The 15,647-nt window shown below is 67.9% G+C and carries 14 protein-coding genes; 9 read left to right on the top strand and 5 right to left on the bottom strand.

The window, feature by feature from the left end:
- Nucleotide 1 precedes the first annotated feature (1 nt).
- Entirely contained in the window at nt 2-1,042 is a 1,041-nt protein-coding gene (nrfD, locus tag DQ237_RS10445) for an NrfD/PsrC family molybdoenzyme membrane anchor subunit (RefSeq protein WP_113799857.1), read from the top strand.
- A gap of 62 nt (nt 1,043-1,104) precedes the next feature.
- On the opposite strand, the gene DQ237_RS10440 is transcribed toward nrfD, so the two are convergent.
- Nucleotides 1,105-2,025: a DUF559 domain-containing protein gene (locus DQ237_RS10440; protein WP_113799855.1), complete on the bottom strand. Its 921-nt coding sequence runs from the start codon at nt 2,023-2,025 to the stop codon at nt 1,105-1,107.
- Nucleotides 2,026-2,168: 143 nt separating this feature from the next.
- Nucleotides 2,169-2,969: a hypothetical protein gene (locus tag DQ237_RS10435; RefSeq protein WP_113799853.1), complete on the bottom strand. Its 801-nt coding sequence runs from the start codon at nt 2,967-2,969 to the stop codon at nt 2,169-2,171.
- Nucleotides 2,970-3,135: 166 nt separating this feature from the next.
- On the opposite strand from DQ237_RS10435, the gene DQ237_RS20190 reads away from it, so the two are divergent.
- The 4 genes from DQ237_RS20190 to DQ237_RS10420 all read left to right on the top strand — a co-directional run bounded on the left by DQ237_RS20190 (nt 3,136) and on the right by DQ237_RS10420 (nt 6,782).
- The gene (locus DQ237_RS20190) at nt 3,136-3,261 is read left to right on the top strand and encodes a glutamine synthetase (RefSeq protein WP_240619555.1); all 126 of its coding nucleotides are present in this window, start codon (nt 3,136-3,138) and stop codon (nt 3,259-3,261) included.
- An 8-nt stretch (nt 3,262-3,269) separates the two neighbouring features.
- Entirely contained in the window at nt 3,270-4,277 is a 1,008-nt protein-coding gene (locus DQ237_RS10430) for an alpha/beta fold hydrolase (RefSeq protein WP_113799851.1), read from the top strand.
- Between the two features lie 211 nt (nt 4,278-4,488).
- The gene (locus DQ237_RS10425; RefSeq protein WP_113799849.1) at nt 4,489-5,691 is read left to right on the top strand and encodes a glycosyltransferase family 4 protein; all 1,203 of its coding nucleotides are present in this window, start codon (nt 4,489-4,491) and stop codon (nt 5,689-5,691) included.
- Nucleotides 5,688-6,782, top strand: a complete 1,095-nt coding sequence (locus DQ237_RS10420; protein ID WP_147251779.1) for a glycosyltransferase — start codon at nt 5,688-5,690, stop codon at nt 6,780-6,782. Before DQ237_RS10425 ends, DQ237_RS10420 begins: the two co-directional genes overlap by 4 nt.
- Here DQ237_RS10420 and DQ237_RS10415 read toward each other — a convergent pair.
- Nucleotides 6,769-8,049: a glycosyltransferase family 4 protein gene (locus tag DQ237_RS10415; RefSeq protein ID WP_113799845.1), complete on the bottom strand. Its 1,281-nt coding sequence runs from the start codon at nt 8,047-8,049 to the stop codon at nt 6,769-6,771. The two genes, DQ237_RS10420 and DQ237_RS10415, sit on opposite strands and share 14 nt — an antisense overlap.
- 116 nt (nt 8,050-8,165) lie before the next feature.
- On the opposite strand from DQ237_RS10415, the gene DQ237_RS19425 reads away from it, so the two are divergent.
- The 3 genes from DQ237_RS19425 (at nt 8,166) to DQ237_RS10400 (ending at nt 11,616) form a co-directional block, all read left to right on the top strand.
- The gene (locus tag DQ237_RS19425) at nt 8,166-9,221 is read left to right on the top strand and encodes a glycosyltransferase (RefSeq protein ID WP_166509568.1); all 1,056 of its coding nucleotides are present in this window, start codon (nt 8,166-8,168) and stop codon (nt 9,219-9,221) included.
- 281 nt (nt 9,222-9,502) lie between these two features.
- A complete protein-coding gene (locus tag DQ237_RS10405; protein WP_205730159.1) occupies nt 9,503-10,561 on the top strand; it encodes a glycoside hydrolase family 99-like domain-containing protein in 1,059 nt (352 codons plus the stop codon).
- Nucleotides 10,558-11,616 carry a glycosyltransferase family 4 protein gene (locus DQ237_RS10400; protein ID WP_113799842.1) on the top strand — a complete coding sequence of 353 codons (1,059 nt, stop codon included), beginning with the start codon at nt 10,558-10,560 and terminating at the stop codon, nt 11,614-11,616. The genes DQ237_RS10405 and DQ237_RS10400 overlap by 4 nt, the downstream gene beginning before the upstream one ends.
- Nucleotides 11,617-11,721: 105 nt before the next feature.
- Here DQ237_RS10400 and DQ237_RS10395 read toward each other — a convergent pair whose 3' ends face one another.
- A complete protein-coding gene (locus tag DQ237_RS10395; protein ID WP_113799841.1) occupies nt 11,722-12,744 on the bottom strand; it encodes a glycosyltransferase family 2 protein in 1,023 nt (340 codons plus the stop codon).
- 94 nt (nt 12,745-12,838) lie between these two features.
- Complete coding sequence (locus DQ237_RS10390; RefSeq protein ID WP_113799839.1) at nt 12,839-13,861, bottom strand: glycosyltransferase; 1,023 nt, start codon at nt 13,859-13,861, stop codon at nt 12,839-12,841.
- A gap of 216 nt (nt 13,862-14,077) precedes the next feature.
- On the opposite strand from DQ237_RS10390, the gene DQ237_RS10385 reads away from it, so the two are divergent.
- Entirely contained in the window at nt 14,078-15,637 is a 1,560-nt protein-coding gene (locus DQ237_RS10385; protein WP_113799837.1) for a lipopolysaccharide biosynthesis protein, read from the top strand.
- Nucleotides 15,638-15,647: the final 10 nt, after the last annotated feature.

Raw genomic sequence — 15,647 nt, 5'->3', positions numbered from 1 at the left:
CATGACCGGCGGGATCACCAGCCCCGAGGCGGGGTGGCGCCAGGCCGACCGCGGCCCGGCGACGCAGCGCACCGGGAAGAAGCGCCGGCGCGGCGGCGGTCGCGGACGCGGCGAGATCGCGATGGTCGACGACGTCGAGTTCACGTCGTACTACGGCCGGCAGATCGTGAAGACGCCGGTGTGGAAGTCGCCGGACGTGCCGCTGTACCTGTTCCTGGGTGGCGCGGCGGGTTCGTCGTCGATCCTCGCGGCGCTGGCCGACGCCACCGACCGGCCCACGCTGACCAAGGTCGGCCGGTACACCGCGGGCGGCGGCGCCATCCTGTCCGTGGTCGCGCTGGTGCACGACCTGGGCCGGCCCGAGCGCTTCCTGCACATGCTGCGGGTGTTCAAGGTGACCTCGCCGCTGTCGGTCGGCACGTACATCCTGTCGCCGTTCAGCGCGGCGGCCGGGGCGACGGCGGCGGTGGAGCTGCTGGGCTGGTTCCCCCGGCTGAAGCGCTTCGGCGGCGTGGTCTCGGCGCTGTTCGGTGGCCCGCTGGCCACCTACACCGGTGTTCTGCTGGCCAACACCGCGGTGCCGTCGTGGCACGCGGCGCACACCCAGCTGCCGTTCGTCTTCGGTGGCTCGGGCATGGCGGCCGGTGGCGGGATCTCGATGATCTTCGTACCGGTCGAGGAGGCCGGCCCGGCGCGGAAGATGGCGATCGCCGGCGCCGCGATCGAGCTGGCCGCGATGCACAAGGTCGAGAGCGACCACGGCATCCTCAGCGAGCCGTTCCACCAGGGGCGGCCGGGCAAGCTGATCCAGGCGGCGAAGACGGCGACGGCCGCGGGCGCCGGCCTGGCCGCGATCGCCGGGCGCACCCGGGTGGGCTCGGTCGCCGCGGGGGCACTGCTGGCCGCGGGCTCGCTCCTGACCCGCTTCGGCGTCTTCGAGGCCGGGATCGCGAGCACCAAGGACCCGAAGTACGTCGTCATCCCGCAGCGGGAGCGCCTCGCTTCCGGGCAGCACGACCACTCGTCGACGATCACCCGCTGACCGGGGCCTGCTGCGCCCGGCGCTGTGCAGGGATGTGCCGCTCCGGGTGCCGGTGTGGCACATCAGCGCACGCTGTCACGGGAGAAGAGTCGCTGTCGCGCGGCGTGGACGGCCAGGATCTCGCGGCGGCAGCCATCGGGTGAGCCGGTCAGGCGGGTGAAGCCGAACCGGAGCGTCTGCCAGCCGACCGTCGCGAGGAGGGCGTCGCGGCGGATGTCGCGCTCCCGCTGAGAGCGTGACCCGTGCCAGGCGGCGCCGTCCATCTCGACGGCGAGCAGGACATCGTCGTAGGCAGCGTCGAGGAGGAACGTCCGGCCCGCGACGGCAACCCGCCGCTGCTGCACGAACGGTGGCATGCCGGGTGCGCGTAGCACCTGGAGGCAGCCCCAGATCTCCAGCTCGCTCTGGCACCCCTCGGCCAGCAGGGAGACGAGTCCGGAGAGCTCGGCGCGACCGGGAAGCCGTGGTCGTGCGGCCAGCTCCCGGGCCAGGTCACCGGGGCGGCACAGCCGCATCCGGACGGCGGTGATGGCGGCCGCTCGGACGTCGGAGCGGGCGAGGCTGCCGGGCCGCCCCCACGTGTCGACGAGGGCCCTGGCGACCGAGGTGACCGCGAGACCGTCCACCCGGCGGCGGTCGGCGAAGGCGCCGGCAGCCCGGTGCAGCACGACGCCGGCCTCGCCGCGTCCGCTGCTGCCCGGCTCGACGCTGAGGTGCACCGGTCCGGCCGGGTGGTGGGCGAGCTCCCAGAGCGCCAGGGCCGTGGCGTGGCTGGCGACCGCCTCTCGGTCCTCGAGGGCCGAGGCCACGCGCGTGCGCCAGCGCGCGGCGGCGGACGGCAGCGCCAGGACTCCCGGCCGGAGGCGGATCAGGCGGCCGTCGGCGACCCAGCGGGCGACCGTGCGCCGGCTCACCCGTTCCAGCAGTGCCGGGACCGTGATCCAGCCCTCGGGTCCCAGCACCGCCGACACGTCGTGCGTCACCGGATCAGCCTGATGTCCGCCACATGCGTGCGGGCCGAGATGGCTCGATCTGTGGACGGCGAGCGGAGGCTGTGCACGGACGAGCCACGAACCGCGTTGGAGCGGCACAAGTGTGCACTCGCAACTCTGCGCGCGGCGGGGTCTCAGATGAGGCCGCTGTCGACCTTCTGCTGCCAGGCGAGCTCGTCGATGACGGCGCGCTTCTCGACGTCGTCGAAGCGCACCTTCTTCCAGCGGTCGGCCTCGGAGGCCCCGTAGGCGCCGCTGCGGTGCCACTCGCCCTTGCGGGTCAGGAACCAGGAGCGGCCGTGGTAGTCCGCACCCTCGAAGGCCCAGCCGGAGATTCGGGTGACGCCGGCGCGCCGCTTCTCGGGGTCGCGGGCGTAGGGGAGCAGGTAGAGGCAGGCGTCGGTGAACTCGGCGGCGGTGAGGCCGCGGAGCACGTGGACGGCGGAGCGGATCTCCTGCTCGGTGCGCTTTTCGTCACGGGCGTAGAGGATCCAGACGGCGTCCTCGTCGGCCAGCTCGAGCAGCTCGGTGCGCTGCCGGTGGCGCTCGGCCTCCGCCGCGGCGGCCTCGGCCTCGCGGCGCCGCTCCTCGGCGATCGCCTGGGCGCGGGAGCGCATGCGGGCGTTGGCCAGGTCGCGGTCGCAGACCCGCCAGCCCTGCCAGAGGGCGGAGTGGTCGCCGCAGACGGCGCGGGTGCACTCGGTGCACTCGCCGATCGCCGGGTCGCCGCAGCGGCAGACGGCGGCTTCGTCGTCGGCACGGGTCTGGATGTAGATGGTGCCGCAGCGCTTGGACTCCGCCGGGCCGGGAGCCGGAACGGCCGTTCCGGCCGGGCCGCCGACGAGTTCGCCGACACGGACGACGGCGTCGCAGCGCCAGTAACCCGGGAGGATCTGCGTGCGTGCGTCCGTCGCCCCACAGGTGGGACAAGGCATGGCGCGAGCGTAGGAGCGGGCCGCTGCGGGGTGGCCGTGGAACCGGAACGTGTCGCTAACGCTGCAGCACGTCCGTCACAGCCGCCCCAGTGGCGTGCGCCCGGGTCGCGGACCGCCGCGAGACGGATCAGGGCGCCTCTCCCGGAGAAGAGGCGCCCTGACGACGGTGCGGCGATCAGCGGGGCCGGTCTTCGGCGAGGCGCGGTACAACTCCTTCATCGACTACAAGCGCGCGGAGTGGCAGAGCTACCAGTCGCACGTCTCCGTCTGGGAGACGGAGCGCTACCTGTAGTTCTTCTGATGCCGCAGACGTTCGACCTCGGCAGGTTCGCGCTGGAGTCCGGCGCGAGCCTGCCGGCCCGGCTCGCCTACGAGACCCATGGGCAGCTGGCCGACGACGCCGGCAACGTGGTGCTGGTGCCGAGCTACTACACGGGGACGCACGAGAGCTACCGGCCGTGGATGGGGCCCGGGGGAGTGCTCGACACCGACAAGTTCTTCGTGGTCGTGGTGAACATGCTCGGCAACGGGGTGTCGACGTCGCCCTCGAACGCGCCGGCCGAGGTGGCCGGGCCGCGCTTTCCGCTCGTGACGGTGTGGGACCAGGTGCGGGCGCAGCGGCTGCTGCTGGACGCGTTGGGCATCCGGCGGCTGCGGCTGGTCATGGGCTGGTCGATGGGGGCCATGCAGGCCTACGAGTGGGCGGTCACCTACCCCGACGACGTCGACGCGCTGCTGCCCATCTGCGGGGCCGCGCGCTGCTCGCCGCGCAACCGAGTGTTCCTGGAGGGAGTGCGGGCCGCGCTGACCGCCGGCCCGGCCTTCCGGGCAGGGGAGTACACCTCACCGCCGGTGGCGGGGCTGGAAGCGTTCGGCCGGGTGTACGCGGGGTGGGCGTACTCCCGCGACTTCTTCCATCACGGCACTTATCGAGAGCTCGGCTACCCGACCGTGGAGGCGTTGCTGGACGGCTGGGCGGCCGACCACGCGCGGATGGACGCCAACGACCTGCTGGCGATGATGGACACCTGGCTCAGCGGGGACGTGTGCCGGGGGAGGCCCGGCGGGTACGAGGGGGCGCTGCGGAGCATCCGCGCACGCACGATCGTCGTGCCGTCGACGACCGACGCTTACTTCACCCTCGCCGACTCGGAGATCGAGGCGGCCCTGGTCCTCGGCGCGGAGCTGCGACCGCTGGAGTCCGATCTCGGCCACATCGCCGGCCGCCCTGGCATTCGAGCCACGGAGAGCCTTGGGGTGGCGACTGCTGCCGATGACGTGTTGATCAAGCACCTGTTCCCTGACTGAAACACCGAATGATTGGCAAGGCTTCGGAAGAGATTTGAGGCCTTGCGAACGTGATCGAAGGAGCAGATCCCCTCGGACTGGGAGTGACCGCTTCCTCCTTGCGGTCCATCTGGAGGGATCCCCGGACCGCGCGCACGGCGGACCACACATAGAGTTTGGCACTGTTGGCGCGCAGCGTTGCAACGACGGGGATGACGGGGGTGCGTGCCGTATGAGGGTCATGTACGTCGACCACACGGCGAAGCTCTCGGGTGGTGAGATCGCGCTGGCTCGACTTCTCCCTGCTGTCGCGCGGGACGTCACCGCACTGGTCGTCCTCGGCGAGGATGGGCCGCTCGTCACGCGTCTACGCAACCTGGGCGTCGAGGTCATCATCCTGCCTCTGTCTGCCTTCAGCCGCGATGTGCGGAAAGATTCCCTGAGCAGCCCCCTCGCCGCCCTGTCGCGGGTCTATTCGGTGCTGTCGTACAGCCTGAAGCTACGGAAGCTGATTCGCCAAAGGCGGATCGATGTCGTGCACACGAACAGCTTGAAATCCGGGTTCTACGGTTGCATCGCAGCTCGAATGGCGTGTGTACCGAGCGTGTGGCACCTCCGTGACCGATTGGCTGCCGACTACTTGCCCTGGTTTGGTCTCGTTGTGGCGAGACTGGCCATCGCGGTCCTGCCCACTCGGATCGTTTGCAACAGCTCAGCCACGATGGCGACGCTTCCCAGGGGTGCTCGAACGGGCCAGCGGCGGCGTCCGCTCGTCGTCCCGAGTCCCCTCTACGACGTTCTGGAGCCCGTACCGCCCACAGGTACATCGATTCATGGAAGCCGCGGTCCGACCAGCGGAGACGAGCCGTTCATCGTGGGCCTCGTAGGGAGATTCGCGCCGTGGAAGGGCCAGCTCGAGGCTGTTCGCGCCTTCGCAGTGGCCGACATGCCTGAAACCGCCCGATTGGTCCTTGTCGGGTCCCCGATGTTCGGGGAGGAGGAGTACGAGTCCCGTGTGCGACAGGAGGTGGCCCGCCTGGGGCTCACCGACCGCGTCGACTTCCGAGGATTCGTGGAGGACGTGTCAAGGGAGCTCATGAACGTCGACGTCCTCCTCCACGCCTCCACCGTCCCGGAGCCGCTCGGCCAGGTGATCCTGGAGGGCATGGCCGCGGGAGTGCCGGTCCTCGCCACTCGTGGGGGCGGCCCCAGCGAGATCATCTCCGAGGGGGTCAACGGAATCCTGTACACGCCGGGCGACAGTGCAGAGATCGCGCGCCAGGTGAATCGGCTCTGGCAAGACGAGGAGCTGCGGCAGCGCCTCCGCCAGGAAGGGCTGCGACGTGCCGGTGACTTCTCTCCGGAGGTGATCGCGCCGAAGGTCCTCGCGCTGTACCGAGACATGGTGGCCGAGCACGGGAGGAGTGCGGCGTGAGAGTGGTCGTGGCCCACGACTACCTGTCTCAGCGCGGCGGTGCGGAGCGGGTCGTGCTGGAGATGGCGCGGGCGTATCCGGGTGCCACGGTCCTGACTTCCATGTACGTCCCGGAACGGACGTACCCGGAGTTCCGCGACTTGACCGTTCGCAGTCTTGGCCTAGAGCGAATCCCCGCCATCCGGCGGGACCTTCGTCGGGCGCTCCCGGTGATCGGGGCTCTCTTCAGGCGCGAGGTTGTCGATGCCGATCTTCTGCTCTGCTCCAGTTCCGGATTCGCCCATCAGCTCCGCGGTCGAGGCCGCAAAGTCGTTTATTGCCACAACCCACCCCGGTGGCTGTACCAGTGGGAGGACTACGCCGTAGGTCTGGGTGCCTCCGAGCGCCTGGCCTTCCGGCTTATGCGCTCGCGTCTGCTCCGGGGTGATCAGGAGGGAGCCAGGAGCGCGTGCGGTTACATCGCCAACTCGGCGAATGTGGCCCGTCGCATCGCCAGTGCGTACGGGATCGTCGCGCCCGTGGTTCATCCACCTCGAGGACTCGGACCCGACGGCGCGTATGAGGTCGTGCCAGATGTTGCGCCGGGCTTTCTCCTGACGGTTGGCCGACCACGGGGATACAAGCGGACCGACCTGTTGAAGGAAGCCGTCGCCGGTATGCCGGAACAGACGCTCGTGACCGTAGGGGGGGGTCCGAGCGACGGCTGGCCGCCCAATGTGGTCCAGCTGACCGACGTGTCCGATGCCCAACTCCGCTGGCTCTACCGATCTGCGCGTGCGCTGCTCGCGTGTTCGCGTGAGGATTTTGGTCTGACGCCCGTCGAAGCGTTTGCATTCGGGGTTCCAGTCGGGGCGACGCGCGAGGGCGGATATCTGGAGACGTGCGTTGAGGGGCGTACGGGGCTGTGGCTGGATGCGGACTCGATGAGTGCGCTCCGTGCCTCCATCAGGAAGCTCGTCGAGCACGACTGGGACTCCGCAGCCATCACAAGACATGGCCAGCGCTGGCAGTCATCGTCCTTCGCACGGGAGTTCCGTCGAGTGGTCGACGACCTGTCGAGCGATCCCCTTGGGAGGCCTAACGCCCAGTGACGCGCATGGCCGTGTCGATGACGTGACCGGCCGCCCTTGTCCACGCTGCGTCCTTGCGCAGCACCGGTAGCGCGAACGGCCTGTCGCCACCGGCTAGCGGTGCCGTCGGCCCGAACTGCCGGACGGCCGCGCGGCGGCGGTCGGTGTCGCGGCGGGGCAGAGGCATGCGCCTGGGCCGCGAGAGCACCTCTTCGTAGAGCTGGAGTTGGCGCCTTGCGACCTCCGGCCACGTGGCCCGGCTCGCCTGGGCGAGGCCCGTGTCGCGCCGGGAGGCGTAAGCCTCCTGATCCTGCAGGATCCTGCGAATGGCGTGGGTCAGCTCGACGACGTCCCCCTCGGAGACCAGCACGGCCGCCTCGCCGCCGACGCCCGGAATGGCGCCGGAGGCATATCCGGCGACCACCGCGCCCGAGGCCTGAGCTTCGATGATGATGCGCCCGAACTGCTCGACCCAGGTCTCCGTCGTCCTGCTCGGCACCAGGACGACGTGCAGACCGCGATAGAGGCGTGCCAATGAGTCCAGGGGCTGCCAGGGATGGAACTCCACTGCCTCGGCGACGCCGAGCTCTTCGGCCAGGGCCCGGGCGGCACCGACCTCTGGCCCGTCCCCGACGATGATCAGGCGGCTCGGACGCCACGTCACGAGGTCGGCCAGGACACGAATCGCGTCACGGACGCCCTTCTCGGGAACGAGACGGCCGATGAGACCCAACCGGATCTCCGGGTCCTCGCTCGTCTGCTCGCCGGCCGTGTAGACCTCGTCCACGCCCAGTGGCAGGACCGCGATACGACCACCGAACCCCTTACCGCGGGCAACGGACGCCGCCTGGTGCGAACAGGGGTACAGCCCGCCCGCCCGCCGGTACGCCGCAGTCTCGTACTGCGCGAAGGGTGGCGGAAAGCGCTTGTCGACGTTCTGCGCGGTGTACATCGCCACCGGTAGGTCCGGGGGAGCGGCTCGGAGCCATTGCCGCGCCGCGAGGCTCACCGGCTCCTCGTGGATGTCGAGCAGATCTGGCTGGAGTCGAGCGATCAGGTCCGAGAGCCCGGCTGCGCTCGCGTAGGTGTGCCGATTGACGTCACCCGCGCGGCGCACCTCGAGCTCCACGATCGGAAAAGGCTCATCGGACAGCTCGGCTTCCGCGCCGCCGTCCGGCCAGCTCGACGGAACCACGAGCGTGACGTCGACGCCGAGAGCGGAGAGTGCCCGCTCTCGTGCGCGATGGGCCCGGTCGCGACCGGCGTGGTAGACGCGCAGGACCCGCACACCGCCTCCTCAGCAACAGGCGTCACTATAGTTCCGCGGTCCGGGTCGCCCGGTCGTCGCACGAGCAGGACGGGGGAGCCGGGGTGCCGGAGGGCCAGGTTCCGCAGCTGTCACGGGTGGCCTTGCTCAGCCTCGAGGAGTGGGACGACGTCTGGCGGCGGAACCAGCACCTGACCGCAGAGCTGGTGAGGTCCGGCGCCGTGACCCAGGTGGACTTCTTCGAGCCGCCGCTGCTCCGTGGCACGTCGAGGTCCGATCGGTCCCCCCTTCCCGGGGTACGCGCCGTCCCCCTTGCCCTCCGGCTGCCGAAGCGTGTCGGGGGGCTCGCCGAGCTGGGCCGGCGCCTGAGGCACGGCGCACTCGCGACGGCTGACGTGCTGTGGGTCAACGATCCGGCGTTGGGCGTGCACTGCCTGCGGAGAGGGCAGCCGGTGGTGTACGACGTGACCGACGACTGGCGGAGCTACGACTTCCCCGACCGGATCATCCGGCGGATCGTCCGGGCGGAGGACGTCCTGGCTCTCCGGGCCACGACGGTCGTCTGCAGCGCGGAGCTCCGGCGACGCTGGATGGAGCGGTACGGGGTCGACGCGCAGGTGATCCACAACGGGGTCGATGGGCGGGCATGGCAGGCAGCGGCACCGCACGGCTTCGAGGGGCCGGGGCCACACGTGGGTTACGTGGGCACCCAGCAACCGGAACGGCTCGACGTCGATCTGCTGCTGCGCGTGGCCCACGACGAGTCGGTGGGCAGGCTGCACCTCATCGGACCGGACGCCCTGGACGGGGAGAGCCGCGCACGCCTGAGCGCGCATCCGAAGGTGCGATCGCACGGGCCGATTCCGTCAGGAGAGGTGCCTTCCTGGACCTTGGGCCTGGACGTGCTGCTGAGCCCGCACCGGGTGTCGCCCTTCACCCTGAGCCTCGACGCCATCAAGTCCTACGAGTACCTGGCCGCCGGCCGGCCGATCGTGGCGACCCCGACCAGCGGCTTCCAGCTGCTGGCCGGGCGTCCAGGGGTGCACGTGGCGGAACCGGAGCACTTCGTCCCTGCCGTTCGCGCAGCCCTGGCCGGCGAGCGGCCACTTCCTGTCCTCGGCGAACTGGACTGGGAATCGCGCGCGAGGGACTTCGCGTGTCTGTTGTCGTCGATTCCTGCTGATATCAACTGACGCGTGGCGCGGATGGACGCTCGACGCCATTCGGCCAGCGACAGGTGAATCCGGAGGGTCCGAGGCCAGACCACGGTCGATACGCGCTCGGGCGGCTGAGCCCTGGCTGCTGGGCGGGTGCCTCGCTATCCCGAGAGCGCCCGCCGCGACATGGCTAGAGTGCCTTCCGCCGCTGCCTGAGCGGGTAACGACCTGCGTAAGGCCTACTGGAGCACGGGGTGTGTATGTCACGGGAGTCGACGCCGGGGGACATCGTCCACCCCGAGCCGAGCGTTCGGACGTTGGCGTTCTACCTTCCGCAGTTCCATCCGATCCCGGAGAACGACGCCTGGTGGGGTCCCGGATTCAGCGAGTGGACCAACACGGCAAAGGCGCGTCCACTCTTTCCGGGGCATGTCCAGCCGCACATTCCCGGAGACCTCGGGTTCTACGACCTGCGAGTCCCCGAGACCCGTCAAGCTCAGGCCGACCTGGCATCGCGGTACGGCGTCGAGGCATTCGTCTACTGGCACTACTGGTTCGGAGCGGGCAAGCGCATCCTAGAGCGGCCGTTCGAAGAGGTTCTGTCCAGCGGTGAGCCGAACCACTCGTTCTGTCTCGGGTGGGCCAACCAGACGTGGACCGGCATCTGGCACGGGGCCGACCATCGCGTCCTCGTCGAGCAGACGTACCCCGGCCCGGAGGACGACAGAGCGCATTTCGAGCACATCCTTCCCGCCCTGACCGACAAGCGGTACTTCACGGTCTACGGGCGTCCGCTCTTCTACGTCTTCCGCCCCGAGCAGCTGCCCGATCCCCGCGCGTGGGTCGATCGATGGCAGTCGATGGCGCAGAAGGCAGGCCTGCCGGGTCTGTACCTCGTCGCCGAGGTCAGCGATCTGCTCGGGCGCGGTCCGAAGTTCACCGACGTCCGGGCTGCGGGCTTCGATGCAGGTGTCTACATCCGCCTGCCCGCCGAGGTGACGCCCGCAACGGTGCTCCGCATGCGGCTGGGCCGGAAGTTGCTCCGCATGCCCGAGCGCTACCCGTATGCCCGTCAGCCGCACTCGCTGCCTGCTTCACTCCGGCGGGAAAACCTGTTCCCCTGCGTGTACCCCAATTGGGACAACACCCCGCGATCCGGGCGGCGAGGGCTGGTGGTGTCCGGTTCGAAGCCCGCGCTGTTCGAGCAACACGTCCGTGCAGCCGTCGAGCAGTTGCAAGACCGGCCGCACGAGGAGCGGCTGCTCTTCGTGAAGTCCTGGAACGAGTGGGCCGAGGGCAACTACCTGGAACCCGACCGCACGGATGGCCACGCCTACCTGGAAGCCCTGGCTCGGGCGACGAGGGGCCTCCCGTGAGCGAGACCCGGCCCCTCAAGATCGCCATGATCTCGTACTACCTACCCAGCGGGAGCAAGATCGGCGTTGGCCACCAGGTGCACGCACTCGCCAATGGGCTGGTCGAGCGAGGGCATGACGTCACTGTCTTCAGCGGCTGTGGACCCAGCGACGGCGCCCGATACACGACGGTGCAGATTCCGCTGGCGGGGGCGCTGCGCACGTTCCGCTTCGCGACAGCTCTGCGGCGGGTGGATCTCTCCGGATTCGACGTGCTGCACGCCCACGGCGACGACTACTGGCTGTGGAGGCGGAGGGTGCCCGCACACGTGCGCACCATGCACGGCAGCTGCTTCGAGGAGGCGCGGCGGATCAAAGGGGCCAAGGAGAAGCTGCGAATGGTTGCGCTCGGACTCGGCGAGGAGCTCGCCACGATCGTCGCGGACCGCACGGTCGTTGTCAGTCCCGACACCCGGCGCTGGATGCCGTGGGTGAAAACGGTCATCCCGAACGGCGTGGACGGACGACGATTCTCGCCCGGCGCCGGTCCGCTGGCGGAGCGCCCCACCATCTTGTTCGTCGGCACCTACCTGCAACGGAAGCGCGGTCGGCTCCTCATGGAGGCGTTCTCCGACGTCGTCCGGCCGGCGATCCCCGACGCTGAACTCTGGATGGTCTCAACGGACGCTCCGCCTGCTTCCGGCGTCGTGCAGTGGGGGCGGGTCGACGACGAGACCCTGGTCGACCTGTACCGGAAGGCCTGGGTCTTCTGCCTTCCCAGCCTGTACGAAGGCTTCGGCATCCCCTACGCGGAAGCGCTCGCAGCCGGCACGCCTGTCGTCGCGACGCCGAACCCGGGCTCGCGCTACGTGCTCCAAGACGGAACGTGCGGCGTCTTGGCGGAGGACTCTCAGCTCGGCAGCGCGCTATTGGGCCTCCTCAACGACCCCGGGGAGCGCGAGCGCCTTTCGCATCAGGGCGTGGAACGAAGCAGGCAGTTCGAACTACAGTCCGTCCTTGACTCTTACGAGCGTCTCTATCGGACGACTGCGGCGCGGCGCAGGCCCGCAGGTTGATCAGCCGTCTCTCGTACGGGCGGTAGAGCTTGCCGGGGCGAGACAGCTCAACGCCTGACCCATCCGGCATGTCGCGCGCAGAGTCACCGCCAACAAGTCGAGTGGTCACCTGTCGCGGTGTGCGCTCCATGCGCGGCTCAGGCGAGGGAGCCTCCTGCGGAGGCTCGCCTTCAACATGTCACGGCCAATCCGCCGCTCCGGCCACAGGACGCTCGCCATGTGTCGGGCGTAGTGGGCTGCGGGCGAGTCGCCGGCCAGTTCGCCCGATCGCAGCATCTGGTCAAAGAGATGTTCGGCGACATCGTTGTTCAGAGGTGTTCTCAACGCTGCGGGTCGGCTGACGTAATTGTCTCCGAACCTCATTGCGACGAGGGAGGACGAGTAGGCGTACCAGAACTTCGTGCTCCTCGAGGTCGCCCCTGCGTGTATGCGGTAGAGATGGGTAGGCTGGTCGATGCCAAGTATTGGCTCCACATAGGCCGCGCTTGCCATCAGCCACCAGTCGTCGATGGATCTGGCGTGCGGACTCCAGCCCCCCACCAGTCGCATATGGTCGGATCGCACGAGAAAAGAAGTCGTGGTGACCAAGGTCCCGGACATGACGTCCTCAAGACGATAGAGTTTCTCGGCCAGAGGCTTGGTCACAGATGGGACGGGCCCCCTGCAAAGGGCGGTCAGCTCCTCGCCCCGGTTCACCCATATGTCGATCATCTTCTCGACATACGGTCCGGCCCGCATGATCGTCTCGCGGTCTTCAGTGGCGGCGAAGCTGGTTGTATTCGTAAAGACGAATCCTTGACTTGACGCGCGAAGCGTGGCAACGAGGCCCTCGACGCGGGATCGGTGCCACAAGTCATCCTGGTCTAAGAATGCCAACCAGGTCCCCGAGGCATGGTAGGAGCCGCGATTCCGAGCTATTGCTACACCAGTCCGGTCCTGTCGAATTAGCTTCGCGCCGACGGGGTGTTCAACGACGAGTTCAGGACCCGCATCCGTGGACCCGTCGTCGACAACGATCACTTCGAGATCGTCGACAGTCTGCTCGGCCAGGCTGGTCAACGTGTCCTCGATGAAAGCCGCGCCCTCGTGGAGCGGAATGATTACACTCACAAGTGGCCTGATAGTCATTTAGGGTAACAACCTAAGCTCTCTCGAACAACTATGATCGGGTGTGCGGCTCTCGCCCGCGGGAAAATCTAAAGTAGTGCCGTAGCGGCGCTTGTCAATCGTTCCTCGCCAGGGACCTGAGTCGTGGGGGCAGGGCATCCCATAACGCCGTGCGCAGACCCCGCCCATACCGGTGGTAGTTGCCTCGGGAGAGCTCAGCTAGCACTTTCCCGACTGCTCTCTCGCCGGCGGCAATCGACGAGCGGGTCTCCAGGAAGCCTTCGAGCGCGAATAATTCCTGCAACTTTCGTGCATCCCATGCGCGCTCAGGGTGTGCTCGGACGCGTCGGGTCACAAGCCTGACCCGACGCATCTCGCGTGCAAGTTCAGCCTGGCGCTCCCGGCTAGTAGCCCTGCCCGGGGGGGCGGTTTCAACCATAGACATGCCAGTCACCTGTGTGGGGTGCTGTCGGTATTTCACGAGTTTCGAGGGATTCACGGCTATCGCGCCATCCAGGTGGGCGAGGACTGCGATCCAGCCATCGTGCAGGTACAAAGGTTCTGCGCCATCAAGCGAGTCGGGCAGGGGTAGGGCTACATCTAGCAGGTGTGAGCGAAAAGCCATGGTCGCGCCGGTCACGGTCCAGCCGTACAACAAGCGCCGCAGGCCTCCACCCTTGGCAAGCGCTTCTTGATCGGACGAATTGAATGCTGTGGCCTCCCACGCTCGCCGTCCCAACGGCCTGCCCTCACCGTCAATGAGCTCCGCGTCAGAGAACCAGGCGTCCACTCGCGGGTCCTCGAAGGAAGCGGCGATGGCTTCTAGCTTGGTGGGTGCCCAGATGTCGTCTTGATCCGCCAAGACGATGATGTCGCCGGTGCTCGCCGACAAAGCCTGCTCGACGTTGAGGCGCAGTCCCATGTTGCGCTTGTTGCGCAATAAACGCATCGCCACCGGAGACTCCAGGGCTAGGCGTTCTAGTGCTCGCCATGTCCCGTCCGTAGAGCCGTCGTCACTGATGACGATCTCGTAAGGCGGGCGCGTCTGGTCGAAAATGGACATGATCTGTTCGTCCAAGTAGCGACCAGCCTGATAAGTCGTCATGACCACGCTTAGCGCACCCGGTTCGCCCAGCACGCCAGCAGGCTAATGCATTCGGTCGGGCGTGTCGCCGGGTGCGTGAGGAAAGCGTCTTGCTGGCCCCGCGGTGAGGCATCAAGGCCGGCGTGGCGTACGTGCGTCCAGGAAGCAGTCGCGATCGGGCTAGGCCTGACGACCGAGCGCTCGTGTGAGCAGCGAGCGTGGTCCTGAGGCAGGTCAGGCGTCGCGTGCTCGGTCGCGTAGGTTGGCGGGGTGGACCCCGGTACCGCGAAGGCCGAAAATGCCGAGACGATCGGCGCAGGGGAGCTGCAGCATCGTGCGCTAAGGGGTTCGGTATGGACCCTGCTGCACACGGTCCTGGCTGCGCCTCTGGCCTTTGCAGTAAATGCAGTGGTCGCTCGCGTCCTGGGTCCGGTGGACTACGGCGGCCTTGCATTCCTCACACTTGCCCTAACTATCGCGACGCACGTGTCCAATGCCGGGGTTAGCGACGCGGCCCTTCAATGGGGGGCGGAGGCGGCGGTCAAGGGGGAGAGGGACGCTTCTTTCCGAATCCTTCGGAAAGCCGCCGGGTTTAGGATGTTGGTGCAGCTTCCAATCATGGTCGCTACGGTCATCGTGCTCGCGGACGGGGACTGGGTTATAGCGGCGATCCTCGTTGCGGGAGTGACACTCCCAGCGGCCTTTGGGTCGGCAGGGCTCTTGATCTTCATCGAGAACAGAACCGCGAGCGGGGCGAAACTCGCTATTCTATCGAATCTTCTTGTGCAAACCGCCGTCCTGGGCGCCGCGTTGACGAGCGAGGGACCCACGTGGGTATGGGCAGTCCGCCTGCTTGCCGGGTCAATCTTGTTGCCGCTCAACCTTCTGGCAGTCACCGCCCTCGGGCGACGCGCCTCTCTTCGGCTCGCCTTGCCGCGGGGGTTCCCGCCGGGATTCTGGCGCTTCGGATTGCTTACGATGATCGGCGGACTAGTTCACCTGCTGGTGTTCAGTCGTAGCGAGATCGTGGTTCTAGGGTGGTTCGGCGATGCCGCGGCCGTCGGTCTCTTCGCCCTCGCCTTCGGGGTGGCAGCTCAAATCACGGCGCCGGTGGACGCTTTGATGGGACCTTTAGCTCCCGCCGCAGCCGGGTTGATTTCTGCGCACCCGCACAGGGCGATTGCGGGCAGAGATCGAGCGGTAAGAGCCGCCGCATTTCTAGGGGGAGCACTACTGGCGGTCGCAACCCCACTGCTCGTAGTCGCGCTTCCGTTGCTCTACGGCTACGCATATGAAGGAGCGAGGTGGTCCTTCTTCGTCCTAGCGGCCAGCTCGTGCTTGCAGTCTGTGTGCAATCCGATCCTGATCTTTGTGTCCGCGCGCCGACAGGCGGCGCGTGGGTTGTGGCTGACAGTGGCGGCGCTGATCGTGGACGTCGTGTTGGCACTCAGCCTTATACCGCCGCTCGGGCTTGAGGGGGCGTTGGTCGCAAATGTGGGGGGGCAGGTTACTTTCCTGTGCTTGCTAGTTGTCGGCGAGGCTCGGCTGGGAGGGCAGGCGGTGAGGGAGGTGATGACGCCTATGGGGAGCTGGCTCGTTGGGCTACTGGCCGCCTTGGTCGCCACGACAGTCCCGTTGCTTCTAAGTATTGAGGTCTGGATCGCGGCTCCGATCGCAGCGGCGCTCGGAGCCGTAGTCTTCGTGATGGGAGTCAGGTATTCGCGTTTCGGGCCAGACGCTAACGACTGGGAAGCCGTCAAGCGCGTATTCCCGGCGTGCCTCGCGAGGCCTATCGATACGGCGGCGCGAATCCTCAATGCTCGGATCTGAACTGCTATTA

It is taken from the genome of Blastococcus sp. TF02-8, from assembly GCF_003319175.1.
In the GTDB taxonomy this organism is placed as follows: Bacteria; Actinomycetota; Actinomycetes; order Mycobacteriales; family Geodermatophilaceae; genus Blastococcus.
The sequence above is the reverse complement of the archived record's forward strand: the minus strand, read 5'-3'. Positions and strand labels throughout refer to the sequence as shown.